This is a genomic window from Nocardia sp. NBC_00416 (genome assembly GCF_036032445.1).
Taxonomy (GTDB): domain Bacteria; phylum Actinomycetota; class Actinomycetes; order Mycobacteriales; family Mycobacteriaceae; genus Nocardia.
The window spans coordinates 4,162,727-4,184,736 of sequence record NZ_CP107932.1 but is presented as its reverse complement, the minus strand read 5'-3'; the positions used below and the strand labels follow the sequence as shown (position 1 = coordinate 4,184,736).

General features: G+C 67.8%; 24 protein-coding genes. 10 read left to right on the top strand and 14 right to left on the bottom strand.

The genetic code is table 11. The annotated features are described in order from the left end of the window. Positions 1-37: 37 nt before the first annotated feature. The 5 genes from dapE (at position 38) to OG804_RS17845 (ending at position 5,045) form a co-directional block, all read left to right on the top strand. Positions 38-1,132, top strand: a complete 1,095-nt coding sequence (dapE, locus tag OG804_RS17865) for a succinyl-diaminopimelate desuccinylase (protein ID WP_328387935.1) — start codon at positions 38-40, stop codon at positions 1,130-1,132. A 388-nt stretch (positions 1,133-1,520) separates the two neighbouring features. Continuing rightward, complete coding sequence (locus OG804_RS17860) at positions 1,521-2,324, top strand: TIGR00730 family Rossman fold protein (RefSeq protein ID WP_328387933.1); 804 nt, start codon at positions 1,521-1,523, stop codon at positions 2,322-2,324. Continuing rightward, complete coding sequence (locus OG804_RS17855) at positions 2,318-2,869, top strand: TIGR00730 family Rossman fold protein (protein WP_328387932.1); 552 nt, start codon at positions 2,318-2,320, stop codon at positions 2,867-2,869. The genes OG804_RS17860 and OG804_RS17855 overlap by 7 nt, the downstream gene beginning before the upstream one ends. Before the next feature lie 359 nt (positions 2,870-3,228). Further along, positions 3,229-4,110, top strand: coding sequence for a dihydropteroate synthase (gene folP / locus OG804_RS17850; RefSeq protein WP_328387931.1), 882 nt, complete (start codon positions 3,229-3,231; stop codon positions 4,108-4,110). Beyond that, positions 4,107-5,045, top strand: a complete 939-nt coding sequence (locus OG804_RS17845; RefSeq protein ID WP_328387930.1) for a glucosyl-3-phosphoglycerate synthase — start codon at positions 4,107-4,109, stop codon at positions 5,043-5,045. Before folP ends, OG804_RS17845 begins: the two co-directional genes overlap by 4 nt. 49 nt (positions 5,046-5,094) lie before the next feature. On the opposite strand, the gene OG804_RS17840 is transcribed toward OG804_RS17845, so the two are convergent. The 6 genes from OG804_RS17840 to sigE all read right to left on the bottom strand — a co-directional run bounded on the left by OG804_RS17840 (position 5,095) and on the right by sigE (position 9,691). Then, entirely contained in the window at positions 5,095-5,487 is a 393-nt protein-coding gene (locus tag OG804_RS17840) for a hypothetical protein (RefSeq protein ID WP_328387929.1), read from the bottom strand. Positions 5,488-5,734: 247 nt separating this feature from the next. Further along, a complete protein-coding gene (locus tag OG804_RS17835) occupies positions 5,735-6,595 on the bottom strand; it encodes a hypothetical protein (RefSeq protein ID WP_328387928.1) in 861 nt (286 codons plus the stop codon). A 52-nt stretch (positions 6,596-6,647) separates the two neighbouring features. After that, positions 6,648-7,064 carry a Sec-independent protein translocase protein TatB gene (tatB, locus tag OG804_RS17830; RefSeq protein WP_328387927.1) on the bottom strand — a complete coding sequence of 139 codons (417 nt, stop codon included), beginning with the start codon at positions 7,062-7,064 and terminating at the stop codon, positions 6,648-6,650. A gap of 33 nt (positions 7,065-7,097) precedes the next feature. Beyond that, positions 7,098-8,636 (bottom strand): S1C family serine protease, encoded by a 1,539-nt coding sequence (locus OG804_RS17825; protein ID WP_442941559.1) that lies wholly within the window; start codon positions 8,634-8,636, stop codon positions 7,098-7,100. A gap of 10 nt (positions 8,637-8,646) precedes the next feature. After that, entirely contained in the window at positions 8,647-9,042 is a 396-nt protein-coding gene (locus tag OG804_RS17820; protein WP_328387926.1) for a hypothetical protein, read from the bottom strand. A 64-nt stretch (positions 9,043-9,106) separates the two neighbouring features. Further along, positions 9,107-9,691: an RNA polymerase sigma factor SigE gene (gene sigE, locus OG804_RS17815; protein WP_442941888.1), complete on the bottom strand. Its 585-nt coding sequence runs from the start codon at positions 9,689-9,691 to the stop codon at positions 9,107-9,109. Between the two features lie 556 nt (positions 9,692-10,247). On the opposite strand from sigE, the gene OG804_RS17810 reads away from it, so the two are divergent. The 4 genes from OG804_RS17810 (at position 10,248) to OG804_RS17795 (ending at position 14,660) form a co-directional block, all read left to right on the top strand. Continuing rightward, positions 10,248-10,880, top strand: a complete 633-nt coding sequence (locus OG804_RS17810; RefSeq protein ID WP_328387925.1) for an O-methyltransferase — start codon at positions 10,248-10,250, stop codon at positions 10,878-10,880. Between the two features lie 463 nt (positions 10,881-11,343). Then, positions 11,344-12,006 (top strand): TetR/AcrR family transcriptional regulator, encoded by a 663-nt coding sequence (locus tag OG804_RS17805; protein WP_328387923.1) that lies wholly within the window; start codon positions 11,344-11,346, stop codon positions 12,004-12,006. 81 nt (positions 12,007-12,087) lie between these two features. Beyond that, entirely contained in the window at positions 12,088-13,008 is a 921-nt protein-coding gene (locus tag OG804_RS17800; RefSeq protein WP_328387921.1) for an ABC transporter ATP-binding protein, read from the top strand. Beyond that, on the top strand, positions 13,005-14,660 hold the full coding sequence (locus OG804_RS17795; RefSeq protein WP_328387919.1) for an ABC transporter permease: 1,656 nt from the start codon (positions 13,005-13,007) through the stop codon (positions 14,658-14,660). The genes OG804_RS17800 and OG804_RS17795 overlap by 4 nt, the downstream gene beginning before the upstream one ends. Before the next feature lie 113 nt (positions 14,661-14,773). Here the strand turns inward: OG804_RS17795 and glgC are convergent, their stop codons facing one another. Beyond that, entirely contained in the window at positions 14,774-15,988 is a 1,215-nt protein-coding gene (gene glgC, locus OG804_RS17790; protein ID WP_328387917.1) for a glucose-1-phosphate adenylyltransferase, read from the bottom strand. A gap of 124 nt (positions 15,989-16,112) precedes the next feature. Here glgC and glgA point away from each other — a divergent pair, with 124 nt between their 5' ends. After that, a complete protein-coding gene (gene glgA, locus OG804_RS17785) occupies positions 16,113-17,270 on the top strand; it encodes a glycogen synthase (RefSeq protein ID WP_328398495.1) in 1,158 nt (385 codons plus the stop codon). A 12-nt stretch (positions 17,271-17,282) separates the two neighbouring features. Here glgA and OG804_RS17780 read toward each other — a convergent pair whose 3' ends face one another. The 7 genes from OG804_RS17780 to OG804_RS17750 all read right to left on the bottom strand — a co-directional run bounded on the left by OG804_RS17780 (position 17,283) and on the right by OG804_RS17750 (position 21,920). Beyond that, complete coding sequence (locus OG804_RS17780; RefSeq protein ID WP_328387915.1) at positions 17,283-17,684, bottom strand: group I truncated hemoglobin; 402 nt, start codon at positions 17,682-17,684, stop codon at positions 17,283-17,285. 116 nt (positions 17,685-17,800) lie between these two features. Further along, positions 17,801-18,682 (bottom strand): putative RNA methyltransferase, encoded by an 882-nt coding sequence (locus OG804_RS17775; RefSeq protein WP_328387913.1) that lies wholly within the window; start codon positions 18,680-18,682, stop codon positions 17,801-17,803. Further along, positions 18,669-18,836 (bottom strand): DUF3117 domain-containing protein, encoded by a 168-nt coding sequence (locus tag OG804_RS17770; RefSeq protein WP_011211259.1) that lies wholly within the window; start codon positions 18,834-18,836, stop codon positions 18,669-18,671. The genes OG804_RS17775 and OG804_RS17770 overlap by 14 nt, the downstream gene beginning before the upstream one ends. A 158-nt stretch (positions 18,837-18,994) precedes the next feature. After that, positions 18,995-19,564 (bottom strand): DNA-3-methyladenine glycosylase I, encoded by a 570-nt coding sequence (locus tag OG804_RS17765; protein WP_328387911.1) that lies wholly within the window; start codon positions 19,562-19,564, stop codon positions 18,995-18,997. Then, entirely contained in the window at positions 19,561-19,890 is a 330-nt protein-coding gene (locus OG804_RS17760) for a DivIVA domain-containing protein (protein WP_328387909.1), read from the bottom strand. The genes OG804_RS17765 and OG804_RS17760 overlap by 4 nt, the downstream gene beginning before the upstream one ends. A gap of 19 nt (positions 19,891-19,909) precedes the next feature. Beyond that, positions 19,910-21,046: an Mrp/NBP35 family ATP-binding protein gene (locus tag OG804_RS17755; protein WP_328387907.1), complete on the bottom strand. Its 1,137-nt coding sequence runs from the start codon at positions 21,044-21,046 to the stop codon at positions 19,910-19,912. A gap of 19 nt (positions 21,047-21,065) precedes the next feature. Further along, complete coding sequence (locus tag OG804_RS17750; protein ID WP_328387905.1) at positions 21,066-21,920, bottom strand: lytic transglycosylase domain-containing protein; 855 nt, start codon at positions 21,918-21,920, stop codon at positions 21,066-21,068. Positions 21,921-22,010 lie beyond the last annotated feature (90 nt).

The following is a 22,010-nucleotide window of genomic DNA, read 5'->3' as shown; positions in this document are numbered from 1 at the left end:
GCCCCCGAGTGGTGTGGCCCCTCTACGCTCGTATCCCGTGAACCTCGACCTGCACGCCGACCCCATCGCACTCACCGCCGCGCTCGTCGACATCCCGAGCGTTTCCCGGGACGAGGCCGCGATCACCACGGCAGTGGAGAGCGCGCTACGCGCCCAGACCAGCGGTTTCGAAGTATTGCGCCGCGGCAATGTGGTGCTCGCGCGCACGAACCGGGGATTGCCGACCCGGGTCGTGCTGGCCGGGCATCTCGATACCGTGCCGATCGCGGACAACGTCCCGGGCCGCTTCACCACCGAGGACGGCGCCGAGGTCTTCTACGGATGCGGATCGGTCGATATGAAGTCGGGTGACGCGGTGTTCCTGCACCTGGCCGCCACTGTCGCCGAACCGGTCCACGACCTGACCCTGATCTTCTACGACTGTGAGGAGATCTCCGCCGAATTCAACGGCCTCAACGCCATCGAACGGGAAGTCCCGGAATGGCTGGACGGGGATCTGGCGATCCTCGGCGAACCCTCCGGCGGCTGGATCGAGGCCGGCTGTCAGGGCACCCTGCGGGTCCGGTTGCGCACCGCCGGGGTGCGGGCGCACTCGGCGCGGTCCTGGCTCGGTGACAACGCGATCCACCGGCTGGCGCCGGTACTGACGCGGCTGTCGGAATATCGGGCCCGGGAGGTCGACATCGACGGCTGCCGGTATCGGGAGGGGCTCTCCGCAGTCCGCGCCGCGGGCGGAGTCACGGGCAATGTCGTCCCCGACGCGGCCGAAGTGGAGGTGAACTTCCGGTTCGCTCCGGACCGCTCCGTGGATCAGGCGATCGAGCATGTGCGTGAAGTCTTCGCGGGACTGGAACTCGAGCTGGAGGTCACCGACGCGGCGTCGGGCGCACTACCCGGACTCACCGCGCCCGCGGCTCGCGGCCTCGTCGAAACGGTGCGGGCGCACGGCTCGGCGGGTGTGCGGGCCAAATACGGCTGGACGGACGTCTCCCGGTTCGCCGCCCGGGGTATCCCGGCGGTGAACTTCGGCCCGGGCGACCCGAACCTCGCCCACAAACGCGACGAACATGTGCCGTTGGCTCAGATCACAGCCGTCACGGAGATGCTGCGGGGGTATCTCACCGGAGGGTGAGGGTCGGGTTGCTTTGTCGGGTCGGCCTCGCTGGACTCGGTGCAGGAAGGGTGCGGCCGTTCGCGGACGGGAGACCGTGGCGGGGTGCCTCGGCGGATTGTTGCGCCAGGCGGGTTGTGGAAGGTTCGGTGCAGTGTGGTGCGGCGGTTCGTGGAGGGGAGACGTTCGGGGGTTTGCCGGCGCGGACTGGTGTGTCGTGGGTCGTGAGTTCGGTGTGCGACGTGACCGCCGGCGTCGAGTTCAGCGAGACACCTCAAAGGGTTGAGGCCCGTCCCGACGTGCAGCCCTCGAAGCGCATGAGGCGAAGCCTCGAGTCTCGAGGGCTGAACGTCGGGACCAAGGGGGCCTCGACCCCCGCGCGCGCCAGCGCGCCAAATACACTGCGCCCATGTCAACCGACGCCGCCGAATCCGGGATGGCCGGCAAACCCAGGTCCCGGTTCCGCGGGCCCATCATGTTCCGCCGGGAACGGACCCCACGGGGTAGCACTGCCGATCAGCATTTGCTGGACCGGCGGGAGGACAGCGACTGGGTGCACACCGACCCGTGGCGGGTCCTGCGTATCCAGGCCGAATTCGTCGAGGGCTTCGGGGCCTTGGCCGAGGTTCCGCGGGCGGTGAGCGTGTTCGGTTCGGCGCGTACGGACCCCGAACATCCCGAATACCGGACCGCGCGGGAGCTGGGCGGGGCCCTGGCGTCCGCCGGTTTCGCGGTGATCACCGGTGGTGGCCCCGGGGTGATGGAGGCGGCCAATCGCGGAGCGTCGGAGGCGGGTGGCTACTCGATCGGCCTCGGGATCGAGTTGCCGTTCGAGCAGAGCCTCAACGACTGGGTCGATCTCGGCATCAATTTCCGTTACTTCTTCGTACGCAAGACCATGTTCGTGAAGTATTCGCAGGCTTTCGTGTGCATGCCCGGGGGGTTCGGAACACTCGACGAACTGTTCGAGGCGCTCACCCTGGTGCAGACCCGCAAGATCACCCGGTTTCCGATCATCCTGTTCGGCAGCCGCTATTGGGCGCCGCTGGTCGAGTGGATCCGTGATTCGCTGGCCGCCGACGGCCGCATCTCGCCCGACGATATCGACCTACTGCACGTCACCGACGAGGTCGAGGACGTGGTGCGGATCATCCAGGAGTCCGAGCCGGGCGTCGCGCCCATCGAGAAGGTCGGTACGGAGGACGAATGGTGACACCGCGACCGTTCGCGCTGTGCGTATATTGCTCGGCCAGCACCACCGATCCCGCCCATCTGGATCTGGCCACCCGGGTGGGTGTCGAGATCGGCCGGCGCGGCTGGCAGCTGGTGTCCGGCGGCGGGCACGTATCGATGATGGGCGCGGTGGCCACCGCGGCCCGGGCCGGCGGCGCCAACACGGTCGGGGTGATCCCCAAACATCTGGTCCACCGCGAGGTCGCCGACGTGGACTCCGATGAACTGGTCGTCACCGACACCATGCGCCAGCGCAAACAGGTCATGGAGGACCGGGCCGACGCTTTCCTCACCCTGCCGGGCGGTATCGGCACCCTGGAGGAGTTCTTCGAAACCTGGACCGGCGGCCAGCTGGGCCAGCACACCAAGCCGATGGCGATCCTGGACCTCGACGGTCACTACACCGGTTTGTTCACCTGGCTCGCCGAACTCCGCGACCGCGGTTTCGTCCCCCAGGAGGCGCTGGACCGCGTGACGGTGACCACCGACCTCGCCGAAGCCTTCGCCGCGCTGGGCCGGGAGTAGCGCAACGCGTGTGTTCGCGGAGGGCACAGACCACCGTCGAACCCGTGTGCGGACGCCGAGCGTTCGCTGGATGGTCGGCTTCCGTGGTCGGCGGCCCACTCGGTTTCGGGCCGTCGTTGATGCTGTGTGACCATGCCGGGCACCTCGACGGGTCGGCTCCCGTGGTCGGGGCCCGCCCCGGTTCTGGAGCGACAGAGCGAGGGAGCGCAGCGACTGAGTGCCGGAGTGAAGAACCGGGGTCACGAGGGCCCCGACCCGCGGCGCCGCAGGCGACGCAATCCAACACAACCGGGGTTGACAAGGGCCCCGACCCGCCCCGCCGAAGGCGGGGCAATAGACACAGCCATAAACTCGAGGTCATGTTCGAAGCCGTCCGGCCGTCGCCGACTCTCTGCGGCCGGGTGGTCGCGACAGATCGCGCGCTGGTGATGGCGATCGTGAATCGGACCCCGGATTCCTTCTACGACCGGGGCGCCACTTTCACCGATGACGCCGCGTTGGCGGCGGTCGCTCGTGCCGTCGACGAGGGCGCTGACCTGGTCGATATCGGCGGAGTGAAGGCGGGTCCGGGGGAGAACGTGGATGCCGCCGAGGAGGCGCGGCGGGTGGTGCCGTTCGTGGCGGCCATCCGGGAGGCGTATCCCGACCTGTTGATCAGTGTCGATACCTGGCGATCGGAGGTCGCGCGGGCGGCGGTGGCGGAGGGGGCGGATCTGATCAACGACACCTGGGCGGGCGCCGATCCGGAGTTGGTGCCGGTGGCTGCCCAGACCGGGGCCGGGATCGTGTGCAGTCATACCGGGGGCGCGGTGCCGCGGACCCGCCCGCATCGTGTCCGGTACGCCGATGTGGTGGCCGAGGTCACCGATACTGTGGTCCGGGCCGCGGAGCAGGCTGCCGCGGCGGGGGTGCGCCGGGATTCGATTCTCATCGATCCGACGCACGATTTCGGAAAGAACACCTATCACGGGCTCGCACTGTTGCGGGCAGCGGACGTTCTTGTTAAAAGCGGGTGGCCGGTCTTGATGGCGCTGAGCAACAAGGATTTCATCGGAGAGACATTAGGTGTCGGACTTTCCGAACGGCTGGAGGGCACATTGGCGGCAACAGCTTGGTCGGCCGCGGCCGGTGCTCGCGTTTTCCGTGTGCACGAGGTCGCGGCGACCCGTCGAGTAGTGGACATGATCGCCGCGATCCAGGGCATCCGGCCCCCCGTACGAACACTGCGAGGTCTCGTATGAAATTTTCACATCACGAGCCCGATTGGGCGTCGACCAACACGTGGGATGCCCCTGACTGGTCGGTGGCCGAACTGGTCGCCGCCAAGGCGGGGCGCACCGTTTCGGTGGTGCTGCCCGCATTGAACGAAGAGAGAACGGTCGCCGATGTGGTGGCGAGTATCCGCCCGCTGCTCGGCAGCCTGGTCGATGAACTGGTGGTCCTGGATTCCGGGTCCACCGACGCCACGGCCGAACGCGCGCGTGCGGCGGGCGCCGAGGTCGTGAGTCGGGAACAGGCCGTTCCCGAGCTGGACCCGATCGCGGGCAAGGGCGAGGTGCTGTGGCGTTCGCTCGCGGTGACCAGAGGCGATCTGGTGGCGTTCGTCGATTCCGATCTGATCGATCCGGATCCGGCCTTCGTACCGAAGCTGCTCGGTCCGCTGCTCACCACCCCTGATCTGCATCTGGTGAAGGCCTACTACCGGCGTCCGCTGTTGCACGGTGGCGGTGTGGACGCCCACGGCGGCGGGCGGGTGACCGAACTCGTGGCCCGGCCGCTGCTGGCCGCGCTGCGCCCCGGGCTGACCCCGGTACTGCAGCCACTGGGCGGTGAGTACGCCGGTACCCGGGAGTTGCTCACTGCGGTCCCGTTCGCGCCCGGTTACGGGGTGGAGATCGGGTTGCTGCTCGATACCTACGATCGGCTCGGTCTGAGTGCTATCGGTCAGGTCAACCTCGGTGTGCGGACGCACCGTAATCGGCCGCTGGCCGATCTCGGGGTGATGAGCCGGCAGATCCTGGGGACCGTGCTGGGCCGCAGCGGTGTCGCCGATTCCGGGGCGGCGCTGACCCAGTTCCCGTTGATCGGCGGTGAGTTCGCTCCGCACAGTACTGCGGTGGACTTGATCGATCGGCCGCCGATGAACACGATCCGCCCGGACGTAGCGGCTGCTTGAGTGCTGTGGGCCGGTATCGCCGCACCCTCCGGGTGCGGTGATACCGGCCCTACTCCTCGGTCGGGGGCTTGTCACCCGGGTCCGGGCGCGCTGCTCCGGAGCCGGAGTCCGCTCGGTCGTCGTGGCCGGTTGTGGTCGCGGGCTTCTCGGGTGTGTGCGGCGGGGCGGTTTCGTCCGCGGCGGGCGTTTCCGGTTCGGCGGGCGCGTCGTCGGCATTCGCCGATTCGTGCGCGTCCCCGGTCCGCGGCCGGTCCTGGTCGTCGGAAGATTCTCCGGCCGTGGGTTGTTCGATGGGTTCGCCCTCGTGTTCCAGGCGCGCTTGGAGTTCGGCCACTGTCACGTATTCGCTCTCGCCGGAATCCGGGCTGCGCCACCACAGGAACACCGATACCAGCAATCCGATCGCGATCAGCGCCACCGCCAAGATAATCAACGCATTCACCTGCGCCTCCACGAATTATCTGTTCGGAGCCAGACATCGTCACGGTGCACCCGTGCGGTGCGAAGTAATTCTATGGTTATCGCACCGCGCGCCGGGACAATCGGATGCGGCATAAGTAAGCGACCTGCCGCGCATCAGCGTATCAATTCGCCGACCAGCTGATATTCACTGTCGCTATAGGTGTTTTCGGCGTGTCGGGGAGAGGCCCGGCCGCGGACTTTTCGTGCTGTCGCCGAACGCGCGACAGTCAGCGACGCTGGCGAACTGCCTGGGGGCGTGAATCGACCGGTTCGTGGAGATAGACCGGGGTCAGCAGGTCCGCGTCCACGGGTTCACCGGTGGTGCGTTCGTAGCGGACGCCGATCAGCACCGAGAAGCGGCGGCTGGCTGCGCGCTCGTGCAGCGTCGCCAGCCGGGTGGCCAGCAGGCGGACCGCGCCCAGCGATCCCGGTGGGTGCAGTCCGTCGAGGACCAGGATCGAGCCGCGGCCGTCCGGGCGCGGTAGGCGGGCCAGGTAGGCGATATCGTGCGGTTCCGGGCTGGCGGGGCGGTAGATGCGCCGGGCGGCGCGGTCCTCGATACCGCGCCGGCCGTCCCCGGGGCGGGCGGCCGCGCGGCGTAGCCGCGGATCGGCGGCGATGAGATGGCGGAGGCTGGGCGAGAGTTCGGGCCCGCCGATCACGATGAGCCCGTCCCGCAGCAGATCGATCGGACGCCCGGGGGCGAAGGGTTCGATCGTCACCGCGAACCCCAGCTCGCGTAGCTGTTCGGCCAGGCGCGGCGCGGCCGCCGGGTCGGGCGCACCGATCAGCCTGCCGGCGCGGGTGTCCGGGACCAGCAGAGTGAGCGGACCGTGCCCGAAGAACAAACCCTCCGGTGCCGGGCCCTGGGTGCTCACCTGGTGGATCCGGGCGCGGGAAAGGCCCGCGGCGGCGCCTATTCTGGCGAAAGTCCACCCCTCGGCGTGTAGCTCCCGGATCACCGCGCGTCGAATACGGGTGAGCTCGTTGATTGTCTGCTGGGCCGCTGCGACACCCTCCGTGGCGGCCTTCAGTCGCTCGACTTTGTCTTCGATCGCGAAAATACGCGCCACGTCATCGGCCGACATGTGCGAAGTCTAGACAGCGAGTCAGCGAACTGCGTCTAGTCTGGTTGACGAATCAGGTGGCGTCAGTATCGATCGGCGGACGTTCGTTGCGTTCCAAGGGTTTATCCGGCGTGATCTTCGGGTAATCTGGCATGCCGCTGTGTGTGCCGAGAACATTCTTACTGTTCGGCAGTGCGCCGTCGAGATCCCGGAAAAGGGAATCGTCCCCGTTCAGAAGATGTTTCGTCACCACCGAACGCGGAGACATCCCACGTAATTCCTGGAGATCGGCGAGTGGTTTACGCAGATCCTCGAATTCGGGCCCGAGTTCGGATCGCAATTGCGATGTCGCACCGGTCGCATAATCGCGGACCTGGCGCAGACTGCGCGCAGTCCACCGTGCGGCGCCGGGCAGGCGCTCCGGGCCGAGGATCACGAGGGCGGCGACGAGTAGCACGAGCATCTCGCCCCACCCGATACTGCTGAACACCTCACCAGGTTACCCGGCGCCGCGACCGGTGGATCAGTCGGAGGCCAGCGTCACCGGGATGTCGACCTGCCGGCCCTCCCGGATGAGCTGGACGTTCACCGTCTGGCCGATATCGTTCATCTGTACCGCCACAACCAGTTCGTCGGGATTGGTGACCTCGCGGTCGCCGATACGGACGATGACATCGCCTTCGACGATGCCCGCGTTCGCGGCCGGGCTGCCGGGCTGCACATCGGCGACTTCAGCGCCGCTCATCACTTCGTTGGCGACGGTTTTCTGGCGGGCGCTCACACCGATCATCGGGTGGTGGATCGACCCGTCACGGATCAGCGTCTGCGCGACCTCGGTCATCTGATCCACCGGGATGGCGAACCCGAGCCCCACCGAGCCGCCGCTCTCGCTGCGGATGGCGGTGTTGATGCCGATGACGCGGCCGTCCGCATCCACCAGCGCGCCACCGGAATTGCCCGGGTTGATCGACGCGTCGGTCTGCACGGCGTCGATGACGGCCTTGGTGTCGCTGCCCTCGCCCTCGAGTTTCACCGGGCGGTGCAGGGCGCTGACGATGCCCGATGTGACGGTTTTACTGAGCCCGAGCGGCGAGCCGACGGCCAGAACCGCGTCTCCGACTTGCACATCACCCGATTTACCCAGCTGCGCGACCGTGAGATTTTTCACATCGACCTTCAGGACCGCGAGATCGGTTTTCGGGTCGCGGCCGACGATATTGGCCGGCGTGCGGGTGCCGTCGGAGAAGGTGATCTGGATCCGGGCGCGTCCCGACTGGTCCTGCGCCGCCATGGAGATGACGTGGTTGTTGGTGACGATGTACCCGTTGCCGTCGATGACGACCCCGGAGCCGGTCGCGCCGTTCTCGCCGACCATGGTGCGTATGGACACCACCGACGGCAGCACCGCATCCGCGACCTGCGCGATCGGGCCGTGCGGCTGGTCGCTGTCGGACTGCTCGAGGCTGACCTTGCGTGAGGTCAGGGTCGAGGCGGTTTCCGCGGTCAACCGGCCCACGAGACCGCCGACCAGGCCGATCGCCAGGGCGAGCACACCGAGTACCAGCAGCGCCTTGGGGGCTACCCGCGAACCGAACAGGACCTGCCGGGCCGAGAGCTGCTCGGCGGGGGGCAGTTCCCGGGTCGTCGGTGATCCGACCGCCGGTGCGCCCAGGCGCGCGAGCGAGTCCGGATCGCGCCAGGGGTCGGCGGGACCGGCCACCGGGCCCTTGTCGGAGACGGCGTCGGGGTCGCGCTGGAGCAGTTCGGTGGAGCCGGACGGGCGGCCGAACGCTTCGGCCAGTACCGCCTCGGGCGGCCCTTTCGGCGCGGACGCCGCCGTGGACTCGGTGCCTGCGCCGCGTGCGGCGAAGGATCCGGATTGGCCGGCGGGACGGCGGAAGGCATGCGCGGTATGTGAGTCCACATGTGGTCGGTAGACCGGCCGCGGGGCCAGCACCGGCGCCCCGGGTGGACGCAGCATGCCGTTATCGTTCGTCGTGCCGTTTTCATCCACCGAATCGGCGTTATCGGCAGGGGAATTGTGCGTCGGTTCGGAACTCACGCGGCAAACTCTACTTGCGCCACCACACCGACCACCGGAAGCTGTCGAAGGTTGCCGAGAAAGATTGGCTCGCGAAACCGAATACTGCCTCGTTACGCGGATTTCCGGCCGAATTTCGGGATTGCGCCCCGCTGGGCGGTTCGGCGAGCGGAATTCGGGACAGGCTGTCGTGCAGGCCGATGGGAACCGACACCTGGGAGGCCCGGCGCAGCGCGATCCGCGCCTGCTGCTGAGCCTCTACCTCGGCCGCGCATTCCGGGCACACCGAAAGATGCTGGGCCGCACGCAGATAGGGATTCATCCGCAGTTCGCCATCGACATAGGCGGCGACGGCCTCGCTCGCCAGATGTTCGGTGGAGTGGAACTGCGGGGAACGACGACCGGGCGTACTGGAGTCGCCACTCATTCGCTGCCCATCCTTCCCAGCCGACATCACAAACTGCCGCGATCCCGGCGTCATGATCGCAGGATCACCCGAAGCTCGCCTCGGCGGCGAAACGCTCCTGTACTCCATTATGCGCAAGATACTCGCGCAGTGCCTGCCGTCCGCGATGGATCCTGCTGCGGACCGTTCCGAGCTTCACGCCGAGGGTCGCACCGATTTCCTCATAGGACAATCCCTCGATATCGCAGAGGACGACCGCGGCCCGGAACTCCGGGGCCAAGGAGTCCAGTGCGGACTGCAGATCGGGATCCAGCCTGGCATCGTGGAAGACCTGCTCGGGGCCGGGCCCGTCGGCGGGGACGCGGTCGTAGTCTTCGGGTAGCGCCTCCATGCGGATCCGGCTGCGGCGCCGGACCATGTCGAGGAAGAGGTTGGTGGTGATGCGGTGCAACCAACCCTCGAACGTGCCCGCCTGATAGCTGGACAGGGATCGGAAGACCCGGATGAACGTCTCCTGGGTGAGGTCCTCGGCGTCCTGAGCGTCGCCGGAGAGGCGATAGGCCAGCCGGTAGACCCGGTCGGCGTGCTCGCGCACCAGTTCGTCCCAGGTCGGCATGACGGTGCGGTCGCCGGTGGCGTCGAAGGCGGCGGTCCCGGTGAGCGGCAGCATGCTGTCGGCCGCGGCGAGCTCGGAACCTTCGATCGCCTCCGCTATCGCGGCGTCCACGGCTCGCGTGGCGTCGTATTCCTCGGCGCGCTGGTCGTTACTGGACATATCGGGCACCTCCATCAGGGCGTCCGGCGGAGCTGGTTCCTTGGTCACCAGGTCGTGGTCTGCGGCTACCTCCGAATCGGGCCCCTCAAACGGGCCCGGGCCGAAGTCGTCCCGCCCGGGCAGTGTGTACCCGGCGCTCGCTGCCGAACGGCGGGCCCGGGGCAGCTCGGGCAAGGTGGCGGACTCGCGTGCCGCGTCGACCATGTGGATGGTGACAACCTCCTGATCGGGACCGAGGCGTAGGCTCGAACATGCGGCCCGGTTCTCGGGCCGTCGTTACGGGTTACAACGGTCGGTTGGTGTCCCGTTGTTCCCATCCTGCTGGGTCGGTCGGCTGGTCTTGCGTGGCCTTCACTCTTCCGCCTCTCGATATGGCCTGGATATGGGGATCCTGAGGGACACCTGAGAATGTTGCGACCAGCTTGGCCGCGTTTCGCATAGCCTCAAGGGCGTGGCATCGAACCTGGAGCTCAATCTCGCCTACGTGGAGGAATCCGTCGTCGAGGACGAGGTACTCGACAGTGCCCGCGAACGGGCCATCGAGCTGGGAGCGGCTCCGGTGCCGCCGTCGGTCGGGGCCCTGCTGAGCATGTACGCGCAGCTGCTGGACGCGCGGGCGGTCGTCGAGGTGGGGACCGGTGCCGGGGTCAGCGGATTGTGGCTACTGGACGGGATGCGCGAGGACGGCACCCTGACCACTATCGATTCCGAGCCCGAACATCAGCGAGCGGCCAAGGAATCCTTCCGCGCCGCCGATATCCCGCTCGCTCGCACCAGGTTGATCAACGGCCGCGCGCTGGACGTGCTGCCGCGACTGGCGGACGGCGCCTACGACCTGGTCTTCCTGGACGCCGCACCGATCGAACATCCGCAGTACATCGCCGAAGCGGTGCGGCTGTTGCGCGCGGGGGGTGCGGTGCTGCTGCACAACGCGTTGCTCGGCGGGCGAGTCCCCGATCCCGCGCATCGCGACGCGGCGACCCAGGCGGTACGTTCCGCCACCCGCTGTGTGGCCGAGGATCCCGGTCTGACCAGCGTTCTCATTCCGCTCGGTGACGGGCTGCTGTGCGCTTCGAAGGGTTAGCGCGGGGCTGATTCTCCGCCGGTCCGGCCGTGGCGCCGCGGACAGGTTCGTCGTCGCGGATCCGATGCTCGTGCCGGGTCCGGCGCGCGGATCCGGCGTGGAGAGAATTCGCGACCGGGATATCGCTTTATCCGGTATGTCCTGGGTCGGTGGCCGGGTGGGTATTCCGGCCGGATCCCGCGCCGTAGTGCGATGCTCCGCACTACGGGTAAGAGATCTTCAGCGAGTAGGGCGCGCAGGAAAACCCGCGGCGACCCGGTGGGACCCGGCTGACCTGGGGCGTTGTCGTGCGACGCCGGTTTCCGGACTTGTGCTTCGGCTGCGCGGTTGCGGTTGCCGATGCCGGTCGCCGGGGCGGTGGGTCGGCTGCCGGGGCGTCGGACGGGGTGGGTGTGGGTCTTTACGCAATCTCTACGGCGTCTCCTCTTGCGCAGGGATTGAACGTGTGTTTAACGTATTGAACATGCGTTCAAGCGACGATCTGAACACACGGGCCCGTATTCGCGATGCGGCTCTCGTCCTGTTCGGTGAGGAGGGTTTCGGGGTCGGTGTGCGGGCCATCGCGGCGGCGGCCGGCGTCTCGCCCGGGCTGGTCAACCATCATTTCGGGTCCAAGGACGGGCTCCGCCGTGAATGTGACGACCAGGTACGCGCGATCATCCGCGAATCGAAGATGAGTTACATGAACCGGCCGTCGCCGGGGAACATGCTGCAGCAGTTGGCCGAGATAGAGGAGTTCGCTCCGGTCATCGCCTACATCATGCGAAGTTTCCAGGCCGGGGGAGAGCTGGCCGCGGTCCTCTTCGAACATATGGTCGAGGACGTCGAACAGTACATCGAGGCCGGCATCGCCTCCGGGGCAGTGCGCAAACCGCGGGATCCGAAGGCCATGGCGCGCTATCTCGCGACCGTCAACGGGGGCGGCATGCTGCTGTTCCTGCGTCTGCGTGCCGGAGCCGACGGGAAGGTCGACTATCGGCAGGCGCTGCGAGAGTACGGCGACCAGATGCTGCTGCCCGCGCTCGAGGTCTTCACCGAGGGCCTGCTTCCCGACTCGTCGGCGCTGGACGCCTTCCTCGCCGACAAGGCGGGTCGGTGCGAGCCGTCCGCCGCCGACGACCACTGAAAACGCACGGCTGCCGACCGTCGCCGTGCCCGATATCCACCTCTGCAATGACTCTATTTCTCTGTCCCACGAGGAGATTTGATGATTTCGGCAATTCACATCCGGGATCTGCACAAACACTTCGGGAAAGTCCGCGCACTCGACGGACTGGATCTGGAAGTGTCCGAAGGCGAGGTCCACGGGTTCCTGGGACCCAACGGCGCCGGGAAGTCCACGACCATCCGGGTGCTACTCGGCCTGCTCTCGCGCACCTCCGGGGAGGTGCGGATGCTCGGGCGCGATCCCTGGGCGGACGCGGTGGCACTGCACCGCGATATCGCCTACGTGCCGGGTGATGTGACCCTGTGGCCGTCGCTGACCGGCGGCGAGACCATCGACCTGCTGGCCTCCATGCGCGGCGGGCTGGACACCGCGCGCCGGGCCGAGCTGATCGAACGATACGAGCTCGACCCCAGGAAGAAAGCGCGAACCTACTCCAAGGGCAACCGGCAGAAGGTTGCGCTGGTCTCGGCGTTCTCGTCGAACACCCGGCTGCTGCTACTGGACGAACCCACCTCGGGCCTGGACCCGCTGATGGAACAGGTCTTCCGGGAATGCGTCGCGGAGGCGGCCGAACGAGGCGCGACGGTGCTGCTGTCCAGCCACATCCTGTCCGAGGTGGAAGCGCTGTGCGAGCGGGTCACCATCATCCGGTCCGGACGCACCGTGGAGAGTGGGACGCTGGCGTCCATGCGGCATCTGAGCCGCACCTCCATCACCGCGGAACTCACCGGTGATCCGGGTGATATCGGGGCCATGTCCGGGGTCGCCGATTTCAGCATGGACGATCACACCCTGCGTTGCCAGGTCGACAGCGAACACCTCGCCGAACTGATCCGCGTCCTCGGCGATACCGGAGTGCGCAGCCTGGTCAGCCAGCCGCCGACGCTGGAAGAGCTGTTCATGCGCCACTACTCGGTGAACGGCCGGGACGCCGGCGAACTGCAGGAGGTCCGGAAATGACCACCGCCGTCGCCGGCGCCCGGCACGGAATGCTCGATTCCGCGTCCGCGGGCACCGGATTCACCGGAACCACCCGGTTGCTGCGGCTGTACCTGCGCCGCGACCGTGTCGTGGCGCCACTGTGGATTCTGCTGTTGTCGCTGCCGCTGGGCGGCGTCTACCTCGCCAGTATCGAGTCGGTGTACCCCACCGCGGCAGATCGGGCCTCGTTCGCCGCCACGATCCTGGCCAGCCCGGCCCAGCTGGCGATGTACGGCCCCATCTACGACACCTCGGTCGGCGCCGTGGGGATCTGGAAAGCGGGCATGTTCCACACCCTGATCGCGGTGGCCACCATCCTCACGGTGATCCGGCACACCAGGGCGGAGGAGGAGACCGGGCGCACCGAGATCCTGTCCTCCACCTCGATCGGTCGCTACGCGAATCTGACGGCCGCGCTGCTCCTCGCCTGCGGCGGCGCGTTGTTGGCCGGGCTGCTCGGGGCCGTCAGCCTGACGGCCGCCGACGTCCCGGCGAGCGGGTCGCTGGCCTTCGGGCTCGCGCTCGCGGCGTCCGGCATGGTGTTCGCGGCCGTGGCCGCGGTGACGGCGCAGGTGTGCACCGGCGCCCGGCTCGCCCGGGGGCTGGCGTTCGCGGTGCTCGCGACGACCTTCACCCTGCGCGCGGTGGGGGACGCGCAGGCCGGATCGGGGCCGGTGAATCCGGTGACCTGGTTGTCCCCGCAGGGCTGGTCGTTGCAGATCCGTCCGTACGCGGGAGACCGATGGTGGGTGCTGCTCTTGCACCTGATCCTGCTGTCGGTGACGATCGCCGCCGCGTACGCGCTGCTGCGCCGCCGCGATGTGGGCGGGGGTCTCATCGCCGAACGACTGGGAGCGCCGGCGGCGGGGTCGGCGCTGACGGGGCCGCTGGGCCTGGCGGTCCGGTTGCAGCGCGGCACTCTGCTCGCCTGGACGGTCGGTGTCGGCTTGTACGGCCTGGTGATCGGGAGCGTCGTGAACGGCATCGGCGATGGTTTCGGCAGCAATGCGACGCTGCGCGATCTGGTGACCAGGATGGGCGGCGCGGACTCGCTGGAGGATTCGTTCATCGCCTACGCGTTCACCATGCTCGGTGTCGCGGGCGCGGCGTACGCGGTATCGGCCGCGCTGCGGATGTTCAGCGAGGAGAACGGCCGACAGGCCGAGTCCGTGCTCAGCGGCGCCGTGGGACGGGTCCGCTGGGCGGGCACCCATCTGGTCTTCGCGCTGGGCGGTCCGGTGGTGATCATGCTGGTCGCCGGACTGCTCGGCGGGCTGACCTACGGAATCGCCGCCGGTGACGTCGGTGCGAAGTTGCCCGGTGTGCTGGCCGCCGCGCTGGTCCAGCTGCCCGCGATCTGGTTCTTCGCCGCCGTCACGGTCGCGCTGTTCGGGCTGGTCCCGCGGTGGACGCCACTGGCGTGGGGTCTGCTCACCGCCGCGATCGCGGTGTTCCTGCTCGGCTCGTTCTCCGGGGTCCCGCAGTGGGTCCGCGACCTCGAGCCGTTCAGTCACGCGCCCAAGGTTCCCGGCTCGGAGTTCACGGCTACCCCGGTCGTCGTGGTGGTGGGTCTCGGTGCGGTGCTGCTGGCCGTCGGCTTGACCGGAATCCGCGGACGCGATATCCGCTGAACTGCCTCGACAGCGTTTTTTCACGGTGCGTCCCCCTCATCACGAGGGGGACGCACCCGTATCCGGGGGAACGGCGACCCGGGATGTGACGGTCCGGTCCGGGGCGCTGTCGCTCAGACCCAGGTTCCCTTGCCCACGGTGACCACACCGCCGTTGCTGATGGCGAACCGGTCGTGGTCGCGGTCCAGATCCACCCCGATGATCTCGCCTTCGGAGACCATGACGTTCTTGTCCAGGATCGCCCGGCGCACCACGGCGCCCCGGCCGATCCGCACCCCCGGCATCAGCACACTGCCCTCGACGGTGGCCCCGTCGTCCACCATGACATTGGCACTGAGCACCGAATTGCGGACAGTGGCCGCGGAGAGAATGCTGCCCGCCCCGACAATGGCCTCCTGGGCCAGCCCGCCCCGGGCGAATTTCGCCGGTGGCAGGTTTTCGCCCGCGCCGCGGATCGGCCAGTGCCGGTTGTAGAGGTTGAACACCGGATTCACCGACACCAGGTCCATATGCGCTTCGTAGAAAGCGTCGATGGTGCCGACGTCACGCCAGTAGCCGCGGTCGCGATCGGTGGCGCCGGGTACCTCGTTATCGGCGAAATCGTAGACCGCGGCCTGACTCGACGCGACCAGGTTCGGAATGATGTCGCCGCCCATATCGTGGTCGGAATCGGAATCGTCGGCGTCGGCTTTGATCGAATCCACCAGCACTTTCGTGGTGAACACATAGTTACCCATGGAGGCGAAGGTGGAATTCGGGTCGTCGGGGATGCCGGGTGGATGTGTGGGTTTCTCCAGAAAACCGATGATCCGCCCGGCTTCGTCGGAATCGATGCAGCCGAAAGCCCCCGCCTCGCTGCGTGGCACCCGGATACCGGCCACGGTGACACCGGCGCCCGAGTCGATATGGTGGGCCACCATCTGCTCCGGGTCCATGCGGTAGACGTGATCGGCGCCGAACACCACGATGTAATCGGGATCCTCGTCGTAGATGAGATTCAGCGATTGCATGATCGCGTCCGCGCTGCCCGTGTACCAACGCGGCCCCAGCCGCTGCTGAGCGGGCACCGGGGTGATGTATTCACCGGCGAAACCGGAAAGCCGCCAGGTTTGTGAGATATGCCGGTCCAGCGAATGCGATTTGTACTGGGTCAGCACGCATATCCGGAGGAAACCGGCATTGACGAGATTACTCAGTACGAAGTCGATGAGCCGATAGGCGCCGCCGAACGGCACGGCCGGTTTCGCCCGGTCGGCGGTCAGCGGAAAGAGTCGCTTGCCCTCGCCACCGGCGAGCACGATTCCGAGTACGTGCGGCTGGCTCCTCACAGTGCCAAACCTACCGAACGAGGTGGTCGGCGGGCATCGACCGCTCGGCGACTACCGTGAATTCGTGAGTTTCGGTTCCAGCGGCGCGGCCGAGTCGTCCGGCGGCGATGAGCTACGGGTGGCCATGCTGACCCGAGAATTTCCGCCCGAGGTCTACGGCGGCGCGGGCGTGCACGTCACGGAGTTGGTGGCCCGGCTGCGGCGGATGAGCACGGTGACCGTGCACTGTATGGGCGTGCCCCGCGCCGACGCCGAAGTGCACGCCGCGGATCCGGCGCTGGACGCGGCCAATCCCGCACTCCGGATGATGTCGGCGCAACTGCGGATGGCCGACGCGGTGGGGGCGGCGGACGTGGTTCATTCGCATACCTGGTACGCCGGGCTGGCGGGCCATCTGGCCGCCACCCTCTATGGGATCCCGCACGTGGTCACCACCCACTCGCTGGAGCCGCGCCGGCCGTGGAAGGCCGAACAACTCGGCGGCGGCTACCGCCTGTCGTCCTGGTCCGAACGCAACGCACTGGAACACGCCGACGCCGTGATCGCGGTGAGCGATTGGATGCGGCGCGATGTGCTCGACGCCTATCCCGCGTTGACCTCTGCCCGCGTGCACGTCGTACGCAACGGGATCGATGCCGGTGTCTGGCATCCCGGTCCGCCGGAACCGGGTAGCCGCCGGATCCTCGACGAACTGGGCGTGCGGGGGGACCGGCCGCTGGCGGTATTCGTCGGTCGGATCACGCGTCAGAAGGGAGTCGGGCATCTGCTGGCGGCCGCGCGCGGGATCGATCCGGATATCCAGCTCGTGCTGTGTGCGGGCGCCCCGGATACCCCGGAGCTGGAGGCCGAGGTCGCGAATGCGGTCGCCGGGTTGCACCGGTACCGGGAGAACGTGTTCTGGGTGCGGGAAATGCTGCCGATCGAGCAGATCCGGCAGCTGCTGGCGGCCGCCACGGTCTTCGTCTGTCCGTCGGTCTACGAACCGCTGGGAATCGTGAACCTCGAGGCGATGGCCTGCTCGACCGCGGTGATCGCCTCGGATGTCGGCGGGATACCCGAGGTGGTCGACGATGGGCGGACCGGTCGCCTGGTCCATTACGACGCGGGTGAGACGGCCGCCTACGAGCACGAACTGGCGGCCGCGATCAACGAGCTGGCGGGGGACCCGGCGCGGGCGGCCGAGTTCGGCGCGGCCGGCCGCCGCCGGGCCCGCGCCGAATTCGACTGGTACCGGATCGCGGAACAGACCCTGGACGTCTATCGCACGGTCTGCAAACCGTGAGCCCGGCCGCCCTCAGGCCGTGGACGACCCGGAGGTGATGTCGCCGGCCAGCGGCGCGACCGCGCCGATGATCTCGGCGACGGTGTGCTCGCCGACTCCGGCCGCCTCCAGCGATTCGGTGAGGTACCCGGCCACCAGTTCGAAATGGTGCACGGTGATGCCCCGGCCCTGATGCACCTGTTTCATCGGTGCGCCGGTATAGGGTTCCGGCCCGCCGAGTGCCGCCGCGAAGAACTCGACCTGTTTACCTCGCAGCCGGGACATATTCGTTCCGCTGAAGAAACCGGCCAGTTCCGCATCGGCGAGGACCCGGGTGTAGAAATCGGCGACAACTGCTTCGAGCGCTTCGTGCCCGCCGATCTGCTCGTAGATGGTGGTCGTGGTTTTCCGTTTGCCGAACGTCGGTATCCGCATGCGTCAAGCACATCAGCGTTGTGTTACCCGTTGATCAGGCCGCTGTCGCGACTGGATTGCTCTGTGTGCCAGCACGATTGCCCGGTTCTCACCACGGCGCGGCGCGTGCGGTGAGGTCAGTCCGGTGCGCCGGTGGGAGCGTAGGTGGCCACGGTGACCGACGCGGTGACCTCGTAGGTATCCGGCAGCCCGGCGATCCGTTCTCCGGCCGCGGCGCCGTGGTGCGCGGACGGACCCATCGCCACCACGTTCGCGATATCGGCGCGCGGCAGCACCATCGGGTATTCGACCGTCGTCGTGTCCAGTAGGGTGAACCGCCCGGCCAGGGCCTCGGCCAAGCGGCGGTCCTTGTCCGGATCGACCGTGACCATGCCGACCGGTGCGATGAGTTCGGCCAGGTGGCGTGTGGTGGGGGTGACGACGACGTAGCGACCGGTAGCGGTGAGGGCCCGGGCCAGCGCATCGGGATTACGCGGCGCGAACACCGACATCGCCGTGGTCAGGGAGTGATCCCGGACAGGTAGGCCGCGCCAGGCGTCCGCGACCACGGCGGCCGCCCGCGGATGGACGCGAGCGCACCGACGGCCGGCGGGTTTGGCGATATCGAAGGCGATACCCCGGGCATCCGGGATCGTGTCGAGTACCCGCGCGAGGTAGTACCCCGTGCCCGCGCCGATATCCGCTATCACTTCGGTGGCGCCGGGCGTATGCCCCGCGGCAGCGGCCGCCGCAATGGTTTCGGCGATCGGCGTGAAATACCCGGCGCCCTGAAAAGCGGCGCGTGCGTCGAGCATGGCGGCGGTATCACCGGACATTTTGGTGGCCGCGCCGGTGAGCAGGCTGACGTAACCCTGCCTGGCGATATCGAAACTGTGCCCGTGTTCGCAGCGCAGCATGCGATCAGCGGGCGACAGGCCGCGGTCGCATTCGGGGCAGCTCAGTACCTCGGCGACCGCGGCGAGCGCCGATTCTTCGGCTACCGGTCTAGCTGGTGACACTCTTCAGTTCGTCACCGAGTGCCGCGGCTTCGTCGGGCGTGAGTTCTACGACCAGACGCCCGCCACCCTCGAGCGGGACCCGCATGACGATCCCGCGGCCTTCCTTGGTTGCCTCGAGGGGACCGTCCCCGGTACGGGGCTTCATGGCCGCCATCCTCTGCTCCCTCCAGATCTGCGCTGTATCCTGCGCACTTGCTCGGAACTCCAGTTGTCACCAACCGGGCGGTCCGCCGGTTGAGACGACGGACCGCACTCGGTCCATTCTTCCCTATCGCATGAGATGGCGGACACTCGACGTCCAAATGTGACCGGTCAGCCGACTCCGGTGTGCCGGGTATCGACCCAGCATTCGGCCACATGGTCGTCGACCATACCTGTGGCCTGCATCAGCGCATACGCGGTGGTCGGTCCGACGAAACGGAAACCGCGCCGCTTCAATTCTTTTGCCAGTGCCGTGGATTCGGTGGTGATCGCCGGAATTTCGGCCACGGTGCGAGGGCGCGGACGGGCCGGCGGGGCGAAGGACCACAGCAATTCGTGGAGCCCGATATCGGAGGTGCGCGCGACTTTCGCATTGGCGATACAGGCGTCGATTTTGGCGCGATTGCGCACAATGGCCGGGTCGGCCAGTAGACGCACCCGGTCCGCGTCGCCGAACTCCGCGACGCGGTCGATGGCGAAACCGGCGAAGGCCGCCCGGAAAGCGGCACGTTTACGCAGGATGGTGAGCCAGGACAGTCCGGACTGGAACGCCTCCAGGCAGAGCCGTTCGAACAGGGCGTCGTCGCCGTGCAACGGGCGACCCCACTCCTCGTCGTGGTAGGCGCGGTAGATCTCGGTGTCCCCCGACCACGGACAGCGCACCAGCGTATCGGTGGTCACGGCTGCTCCTGCTCCGGGCCGGAGCTGTGCGCCGCCGCGCCGACGGCGCGCGCCTCGGCCAATTGGCCCTGCAGTTCGTCGATACGGGCGGCCAGCCGGGCCAGTGCCCAGTCGACCTCACCGGCCTTGTAACCGCGGACGACCTGCTGGAAGCGCAACGCCCGCACATCCGCGCCGCTGATCCCTTCGACCGGCAGCACCGTCGCCGTGGTGCCCTCGGGTAGCGGCCCCAATTCCTCCGACCGCCCGAAGAGGGCGCTGGCCAGAAGGAACAGGACTGCGGCCACCAAACCGACGATCAGGACGTACAGCAGCAGGGTGAGCATGGACCGAGTCTAGGTGCGCTCAGAGATTGCGAGTCGTGTCGATACCCAGCGACATACCCGCCAGGCCGCGGCGACGGATCGCGAGCTTGTCCGCCACGGCGCGCAGCGCGACGGCGGACGGGTTGTCCGGATCCTTCAGCACGATCGGGGTGCCTTCGTCACCGGCCTCGCGCAGCGCCTGCTCGATCGGGATCTGCCCGAGCAGCGGCACCTCGGCCCCCACGGCGCGGGTGAGCCGGTCCGCCACCACCTGGCCGCCGCCGGATCCGTAGAGCTCCATCCGGGTGCCGTCGGGTAGATCCAGCCAGGACATGTTCTCCACGACCCCGGCGATCCGCTGCCGGGTCTGCAGGGCGATGGCGCCGGCGCGTTCGGCGACCTCGGCGGCGGCGATCTGCGGGGTGGTGACCACCAGGATCTCGGCGTTGGGGATCAGCTGGGCGATGGAGATCGCCACATCGCCGGTCCCGGGCGGCAGGTCCAGCAGCAGGACGTCGAGATCGCCCCAGAACACATCGGCGAGGAACTGCTGCAGGGCACGATGCAGCATCGGACCGCGCCACACCACCGGCGTGTTGCCCTTGGTGAACTGCGCGATCGAGATCATCTTCACGTCGTGCGCGACCGGCGGCATGATCATCCGCTCGACCTGGGTGGGCCGGGCGTCGGTGCCCAGCATCCGGGGGATGGAGTGGCCGTAGATATCGGCGTCGAGCACACCGACCGAGAGGCCGCGTTCGGCCAGTGCGGCGGCCAGGTTCACCGTGACGCTGGACTTGCCCACCCCGCCCTTGCCCGAGGCCACCGCGTACACGCGGGTCAGGGAACCGGGCTGGGCGAAGGGGATCACCGGATCCGCCGAGTCGCCGCGCAACTGTTTGCGCAGTTCGGTGCGTTGCTCGTCGCTCATCACGTCGAGATCGACCGATACCGCGCCGACACCGGGGACATCGGTGACAGCGGTGCTGACCCGCTGGGTTATCTCGGTCCGCAGCGGGCAACCGGCGGTGGTCAGGTAGACCTCGATGTGCACATCGCCGTCCGGTTCGATCCGGATGCTCTTCACCATGCCCAGTTCGGTGATCGGTTTGCGGATCTCCGGGTCGTCGACCTTCGCGAGGGCGCCCCGCACCTCCGCTTCCGTTACCACTGGCATAGTGCCGATCGTAGTGCCGTCAGATCCGGGGAAGTTCCGCGGGCCGCGGAGCGACACCCGTCTGGTACGACTGCTCCCACGCCATCACGTTGGCCACATAGGCCATGGAGTTGTTGTAGCGCAGGATCGCCCTGGTCTGCTGGGCGGGATCGCTCATATCCACGCCGCCGGAGCACAGGTACTTTCCGGCGGTCAGGGTCGCGTCGTAGTAGTTCTGCGGATCGGAGATGCCGTCGCGGTTGCCGTCGGCGGCGAATTTTGTCCATGTCTCCGGCAGGAACTGCATGGGCCCGACCGCGCGGTCGTAGCCACTGAACCCGTCGAGGGCGCCGCTGTCGGAATCGTGGATGACATTGTTGCCCGAGAGGCTGCCGTCCAGCACCGGGCCGAACACGGGGGCGAGCGCGTTACCGTCGGCATCGGCCTTGCCGTTGTTCATATGCGTGGATTCGACGCGGCCGATACCGGCCAGCATGGTCCAGGGCATATTGCAGTCCGGGTTCTCGTCGGCCAGGATCTGCTCGGCTCCGATATAGGCGGCCTCGGCGATACCGGGAATTCCCGACGCCGCCACGGGAAGGTCGTTACGGGCGCGATTCGGATCCAGCGCAACCGATTTCACTTCCACCCGCGCCTCGGGCGACTGTTTTGCCATGGCGTGCAGCGTGTTGTAGTCGACGACCATGGGTGCTGCGGGCTGCGCGGGTTCGGCGTTGGATGCCGAGATCTGCATCGCCACCGATGCCGCTGTGGGGTCGGTGGCCACGGCCGCCGCGGCGTTGGTGGCCACGACCCCGGCCGGAACCAGCCCGGTGAGCGCGATCACCGAACTACGGGAAACGGTGGCAGGTTGCTGTTTACGGTGACGCCCCACGTGCTCAAGCCCTTCATCTGAACGCACAGCCTGCGGTCACGGGTGATTCGTTGCCGGTCCGTGACCTGTTGTGTCGAGACTACCGCATCC